At 35.9% G+C, this 6,494-nt stretch carries 6 protein-coding genes and 1 pseudogene; 2 read left to right on the plus strand and 5 right to left on the minus strand.

Annotated features, from left to right (window positions below):
* Nucleotides 1-1,045 (plus strand): annotated as a pseudogene (locus A5883_RS19355) (helicase); the annotation flags it as partial.
* Nucleotides 1,046-1,911: 866 nt separating this feature from the next.
* On the opposite strand, the gene A5883_RS18920 reads toward A5883_RS19355, so the two are convergent.
* The 5 genes from A5883_RS18920 to A5883_RS18940 all read right to left on the minus strand — a co-directional run bounded on the left by A5883_RS18920 (nucleotide 1,912) and on the right by A5883_RS18940 (nucleotide 5,448).
* Nucleotides 1,912-3,585 carry a recombinase family protein gene (locus A5883_RS18920; RefSeq protein WP_086339389.1) on the minus strand — a complete coding sequence of 558 codons (1,674 nt, stop codon included), beginning with the start codon at nucleotides 3,583-3,585 and terminating at the stop codon, nucleotides 1,912-1,914.
* A 78-nt stretch (nucleotides 3,586-3,663) separates the two neighbouring features.
* On the minus strand, nucleotides 3,664-3,852 hold the full coding sequence (locus tag A5883_RS18925; protein ID WP_086339390.1) for a hypothetical protein: 189 nt from the start codon (nucleotides 3,850-3,852) through the stop codon (nucleotides 3,664-3,666).
* A complete protein-coding gene (locus tag A5883_RS18930) occupies nucleotides 3,852-4,706 on the minus strand; it encodes a ParB/RepB/Spo0J family partition protein (protein WP_086339391.1) in 855 nt (284 codons plus the stop codon). The genes A5883_RS18925 and A5883_RS18930 overlap by 1 nt, the downstream gene beginning before the upstream one ends.
* A 15-nt stretch (nucleotides 4,707-4,721) precedes the next feature.
* Nucleotides 4,722-5,024 carry a hypothetical protein gene (locus A5883_RS19675; RefSeq protein ID WP_086339392.1) on the minus strand — a complete coding sequence of 101 codons (303 nt, stop codon included), beginning with the start codon at nucleotides 5,022-5,024 and terminating at the stop codon, nucleotides 4,722-4,724.
* 214 nt (nucleotides 5,025-5,238) lie between these two features.
* On the minus strand, nucleotides 5,239-5,448 hold the full coding sequence (locus A5883_RS18940; RefSeq protein WP_086339393.1) for a hypothetical protein: 210 nt from the start codon (nucleotides 5,446-5,448) through the stop codon (nucleotides 5,239-5,241).
* Between the two features lie 315 nt (nucleotides 5,449-5,763).
* Between A5883_RS18940 and A5883_RS18945 the strand changes: the two genes are divergently transcribed.
* Nucleotides 5,764-6,494 (plus strand): restriction endonuclease subunit S (locus A5883_RS18945; protein ID WP_176324044.1); only part of this gene is annotated, 731 nt, incomplete at its 3' end.

A 6,494-nucleotide genomic window follows, 5' to 3' on the forward strand; every position in this document is an offset into this window, starting at 1 on the left:
TAGTAAAGTTTCAAGTGTTATAGAGACGAATTTTACGAATATCATTTTTGAAAGATTAAAAGAAGTAGCTAAAGAAAATAAAATCACATCAAAAGTAGCGAAAAATATAACCAAAGAAAAAGCTAGAGTTTTAGGCAGAGAAATTGAAATTCTTGAAGAAGCCAAAAAAATAGATGAGAGAAAAGCAGAAGTTGATTTAGAAAGAAAAGTAGCAGAAGCTAAGAATGATAAAATAAAAATACAAAAAGCAAAAGATAATTATGAAGCAAATATTAAGATAATTGAAAATGAATTTAAGGAAGATATTACTGGGACGATTGACACAAAAACGGATGAATTAGTTGTTGAAGCTACAAAAGATGTACTAATGAAATCTACTAATAAGAAGAAAAATTTTGTTGAAGAAAAAATAAGGACAAGATTAAGAGGATTTGCTAGAACTATACCATCATTTTTAATGGCGTTCGGTAATGAAGAAACAACATTACAAAACTTTGATAAAACAATAAAAGATGAAGTGTTTATAGAGGTTACAGGAATTAGTCTAGATGATTTTAGAGTTTTAAGAGATGAGTATGAATTTTTTGATGAAGTTGTTTTTAATCAATCAATTAAAGAATTCATAAATCTAAAAGACAAACTATCTAATTATTTTGATAAGAACCAAGAAGATATCTTTGACTATATTCCCCTTCAACGAACTAATCAAGTTTATACGCCAAGGAAGGTAGTTGTAGCCATGTTAGATTCTTTAGCGACGGATGATCCTAATATTTTTAGGGATAAGGATAAGACATTTTCAGATCTCTACATGAAGTCAGGATTATATATCACAGAAATTGTTAAACGATTATATGTTGGGTTAGAAAATGTAATACCAGATCATCAATCTAGGCTTCGTCATATATTGGAAAATCAAGTATACGGATTTGCACCGAGTGAAATTATCTATCATATAGCTAAGAATTTTATAGAGCAAGAAAATCAATCGGAGCAAGCATTACAAGAAGAATTTATTTTCGATGCTATAGAGATAAACGCCTGAGCCATTTTATGCTTTAGCTAAAATGATTCTTAAATAGGCGTGAGCGTGATGGATAAAAATGTCTATGACAGATAATATCGCCCTTTCTCTATTTATCTAGTACATGGGCGATGAATCCATACTTTCCTAAAATATGAATCCCTGACGTTTTCCTCACGCAATGAATAGCTAGTTCAGGTAAAATAATTCTTTATTAAGAGATAGTAAAACGCCGTAGAAATGATTTTAGAGGACGATAAGAGCGAGGTGAGGTGTCAAATAGTGATCTGCCTATACATATGATCGCTAATAAAATCTAAGTCGAAACGTTTAGCACAAATGTCGAAAAAAAGATTGCTATTTGCTACATTGTTTTGCTATCATCATCGCTTTTTTTAGAAACAAAATTCAACCGACTATCTAGAAATAGAAAGAACTTGATTAAACCTTACTTGAAGTATTATATAAGAACTTCATAAAATCTAATATTTTTTATATGGAACTTATCAAAACTTGCCTTTTTTCGCTTAATAAGGGCAAAAATAAAGGAACGGTGAAAAGAAACGCTAGGGGATAAATGGAACGTAGTACTACAAAAAGATAATTGCAGTACTGCAAAAGATAAATGCAAGTGACATGTAGGAAGGTTTTGGCAAGGTAAATAAACAACCGTACCTGAAAGTACACTTGCCAATCATCACATGAAGTTTAGGTGTGTAATTGTAACTACGGTCATCGATCATCGTATGACTGTAAACAAAAAAGACATCTCCCATAAGCAAGATGACTTATCCCGTGAATCACGATATATTATTCTATAACCATCTTCTAAAGATGTTATGATAGTGTCTATGATTGTTGCTATTTAAGATTGATGCATAATAGGACTACAAAAAGTATAGCACAACATTGTTCTCAACTGTTTTTTCAGATTTCGGAAAAAATGTATCAACCTCGTTTCCCTGATAATACACAGGGAAACGGAATTGTATGCTCTTTAATATCTGCCCATTTTCAAGTGGCTGAGGGTGGATTTCAATGCGTTTGATGAAACTATTAAAAAATTCTTTCTTCTCAACCTCCGAAAATTCATCATACATTATATCAAATAATTCAAGAAATTCATATACTCGCTGCTGTGAAATTTGTTGTTCTCTGATACCATTAATCTGCATTTGCAAAGTTTCCAAAGTGGAATTTGCTTCCGCAATCTCATCATACAGTGAATCCATACGATTTTGCATATCGTTATACTTTTGTTCGTAATACTTGTCCGAATAGTCCAATCGGTCAATCTGATTACCCAATCTATCCTTTGCTACCGTCAATTGTTTTATCTGAGCTTTTACTGATTTTTCTTCATTTTCGTATGTCTCTAAATCTACACTGGCTTCCAATTTTTCTTTGATTGCTGTATCAAACTGCGAATTTTTTACAATATGCCTAATAACTTCAACAACAGCGTCGTTCACCTTATCCTGATGAATTTGCTTTTTATAAGTACATTTGTGACCGTCATACTCCAAGCGATGCTTGCAGGCATAATACCAATAGTCTCTGTAAAAGCTGCCGTCTTTCTTCCTTTTTCGGTTGACGCTGCCATATAAGCTCGCTCCACACTCCGGACATTTCAAAATACCGGAAAGCAAATGTTGATGTTCCACACTATATATTTTTTCATTTTTAACGCCTGTTATTTTTCGCTTTTCCTGTGCTAAGAGCCAATCTTCTTCGCTGATAATAGCGTCGTGAATTCCATCATAAACAGGATATTCTTCTTGTTTTACAACGTGATATTGATTTCTACTTCCTTGTATTTTTTCGGTCTTTCGTCTGCCAAAAGCAATCTTCCCGCAATAAATAGGATTGTCTAACACGATTTTTACAAAGTGTGCTGTAAAGGAATCTAAGGTTCCATTCTGACGCTTCTTTTTCACATACCCCTGACGGTTCAAATACCTTGCTACAGTACCGGCTCCCATTGTGGTATGAATAAATTTATCGTATATTATGCGAATTATCTCTGCTTCATCATCCGCAATTTTCAATTCACCATCGACCAATTCGTACCCGTATGGAGCAAAACCGCCGTTCCATTTTCCTTCACGTGCTTTTTGCTTTCTTCCTTCCATCGTTTGCACAAGAATGTTTTCTCTTTCAATTTCTGCAACAGCAGACAAGACAGAAATCATCAGTTTTCCGCTATCTTTTGAACTGTCAATTCCATCCTCCACGCAAATCAGATTCACACCATAATCCTGCATAAGCTGTAGCGAACTTAGAACATCTGCCGCATTTCTTCCAAAGCGGGAGAGTTTGAATACAAGCACATATTCAACATTATCTTTCCCACTGGCTATATCACTCAGCATACATTGAAATTCCGGTCTGCCTTCTATATTCTTGCCAGATTTTCCCTCATCAGAATACTCGGCAGCTATCGTAAACTCTTGAAATTCTGCATATCTTCTTAATTTTTCCTTTTGTGCATCCAAACTGAAACCATCCACCTGCATTGATGTGGATACACGGGTATAGATATAGCAATTTTTCTTTCTCACAAAACCACTCCCTTCGTGTTTACTGCTTATATTTTAATCTTAATATCCTCTACAATCCATTGTGTGGGGAAAGAGTCATTAAGCCCCTTTCCGTTCATATTTTCTCGGCAAAGATTTCTTTTTGGATTGTCGTTCTGGAAACATCTTTATAATATCTTCTGCTGTTGCGACTCTATATTTTGTCCCATATTTCAGATACATACGAGCCATAAAATCGACAAAACGGTCATATTCTGCCTGTGTTTTCTTTTTATCATTCAACTCCATTATCGTTCCTCCCTTGCGTTGCGTTCTCGTTTTCTCTGCCAGTTTTCCAATAGTTTTATGATTGTTTCCTGCATATCCTTGTTGGAATAATTCTTAGGAAAATACTTTCGTATATCCTCCGTCATAAATTTGACTTGTTCCTTTTGGTTTGGCTTTTCTTCACTTAACACAGCGAATACCGTATCAACAGACAATCTCCCTTGACTGCTGAATTTTCGTAAACGCTGAGCCTGTGAGAGTGACGGAGTAGCATCGGTATATTCAATTTCATCAAACAAAACTCGCTGTTCTCTTTCGGGCAGATACGAAAGTTCAACTGCAGGAGTAAACGCTATCCTCTGTTCGTCCACCATTTTCAGCAGTTCGGGGATAAGGTAAGTAAGACGGATATATCGGTAAACTTGGTCACGGCTTTCGCCTAATTGATGACCGATTACTGTTGCGGTATCCGACTTTGTCGCAATTTGCGACGAAGTTAAATCCGTTCTTTTTCCTTGTGCTTTCATAGCTTCAACTTTCATCTTGTAAGCGAAGGCTTTTTCACTTGGGAGCAGATTTTCTCTCTGTAAATTTGCGTCCACCATTGTGATAACCGCTTCCTCTTTTGTAAGTTCTTTTACGATTGCGGGGACAGTATCAAAGCCTAATTCCTTGCAAACAGCCACTCGTCTGTGCCCGCTGATGATTTCATATTTGCCCAATAAAAGCGGGCGGACAATTACCGGCACCAGCATACCCGTTGAACGAATACTCTCCATAAGTTCCTCTTGTTCATCGCCGGTTCTTTCCTTGAACGGATGATTTTCAAAGGGGATAAGTGCGTCAATTTTTATCTTTTCAATTCTTTCTGCCATTGTAAGTACCTCTCTTTAGTTCAAAATTTCTATGGCACTCAGATAAATGCCTTTTGGATTTTCCTTGTATATGAGCTTTAGTTTTGTTCCGTTATCTATGTCATAAAACCCAAGATATTTCTGCCACCAGAACACTGGAGTGATGATTTTATTTCCGTTTACCAGCCGGAAGAATAAGCGAAGCATACCTGAACTTGCTTCTGCTCGCATTATCAATGTGGCGATATATTCACCTTCTTTGTCTATAAATCTGTAATCTCCTGTATAGATTCTTTCCTCACGCATTTCTGCACAGGTATATACTTTGTTTGCTATCATAATTGTTCCTTTCTCTTAATCAGTAATTTCTTTTCCGGCTGGTAGAGAGAATATATATTTATTTATATAGTTATAGGGGGATGGGTTCTGCGTTATTTTTCTGACTTTGCCTTCCAACCTCTAACCACACTTTTTCTGTATGAAAAAGGTGCGGATTTTTCTGATTTTTCTCTCTGTAAGCCGTTTGATTTTTGAATAGGTGTAATTCCTTGCCTTATCCCGTATCGTTAAAATCGTTGCCGTTTGGTTCGTTTTTGACGCTTCTTTTGGAACGATATTTAGGGCAACTGACAACAACTGCCCGAAAGCTCTGTTTGCATTGGTTTAAGCACTTCCGGCACAAGTCGTTGTAGGTGCGTCTGCCGGTGATGGGACTTAAGAAGAAACTCCATCCTTGTTTTGCTTTCTTTGATAATCTCGGCATATGAAAACCTCCCTTCATTTGTTAGAACTGAGAACAAAAAAGTCAGGGTATTTTTGAAAAAAATATTTATTCCCTCACTTGTTTGAACCAGGAGAAGGCAAATGGTCACCCTAAACGCAAAAAAATCTCCACACAATTTTTAAAATTGAGTGGAGATTTGATAACTAATATTCTCTATTTAATTATTCTATAATATCTGTAGCGAGCAGACCATTTGTGGATAGGTTTATCCAAAACGGTTCTCGTCAGGATTGCACCCTAAGACCCGAATGTGGTTGATGTAATTTACATTATGAGCAGTTTACAGACGGAACAGTGAAATGTATTGAGGATGAGATACCGTTTGAGCTGCCTAATGGATGGGAATGGAGTAGATTTTCGTCCGCTTTCATAATAAATCCAAGAAATAGTCTTTCTGATGATATTGAAGTGTCATTTGTTTCAATGCCAATGATTCAAGAAGGCTATGCAAATAATCACACATTTGAAGAACGAATGTGGGGGAAAGTTAAGAGTGGCTTTACGCATTTCGCTAATAACGATATTGGTATAGCAAAAATCACACCCTGTTTTGAAAACAAAAAATCAGTTGTATTCAAAAATCTTAAAAATGGTTATGGAGCAGGTACAACGGAGTTACATATCATAAGAACCATTGATAATAGTATTTATCCTGAATATGTGTTATGTTCTATCAAAACTGATGCCTTTATTTCAAATGGAGTAAATGCATTTTCGGGAGCAGTTGGTCAAAAAAGAATAGGTAAGTATTTCGTTGAAAATTCTTTGATTCCGATTGCACCTAAACCAGAACAAAAGCGTATAATTGAGCGTGTTTCGTTGGCGTTTAAGTGCATCGATGAAATAGATAATTCAAAGGAAACATTCCAGTCGGATATTAGTGCTATCAAAAGCAAAATCCTTGACCTTGCTATACAAGGCAAACTTGTGCCACAAGACCCGAATGATGAGCCTGCTTCCGTACTTCTTGAACGCATAAGGGCAGAAAAAGAAGAACTCATCAAAGCAGGCAAAATCAAGCGTGA

Source organism: Enterococcus sp. 5B3_DIV0040, assembly GCF_002140755.1.
Classification (GTDB): Bacteria; Bacillota; Bacilli; order Lactobacillales; family Enterococcaceae; genus Enterococcus_D; species Enterococcus_D casseliflavus.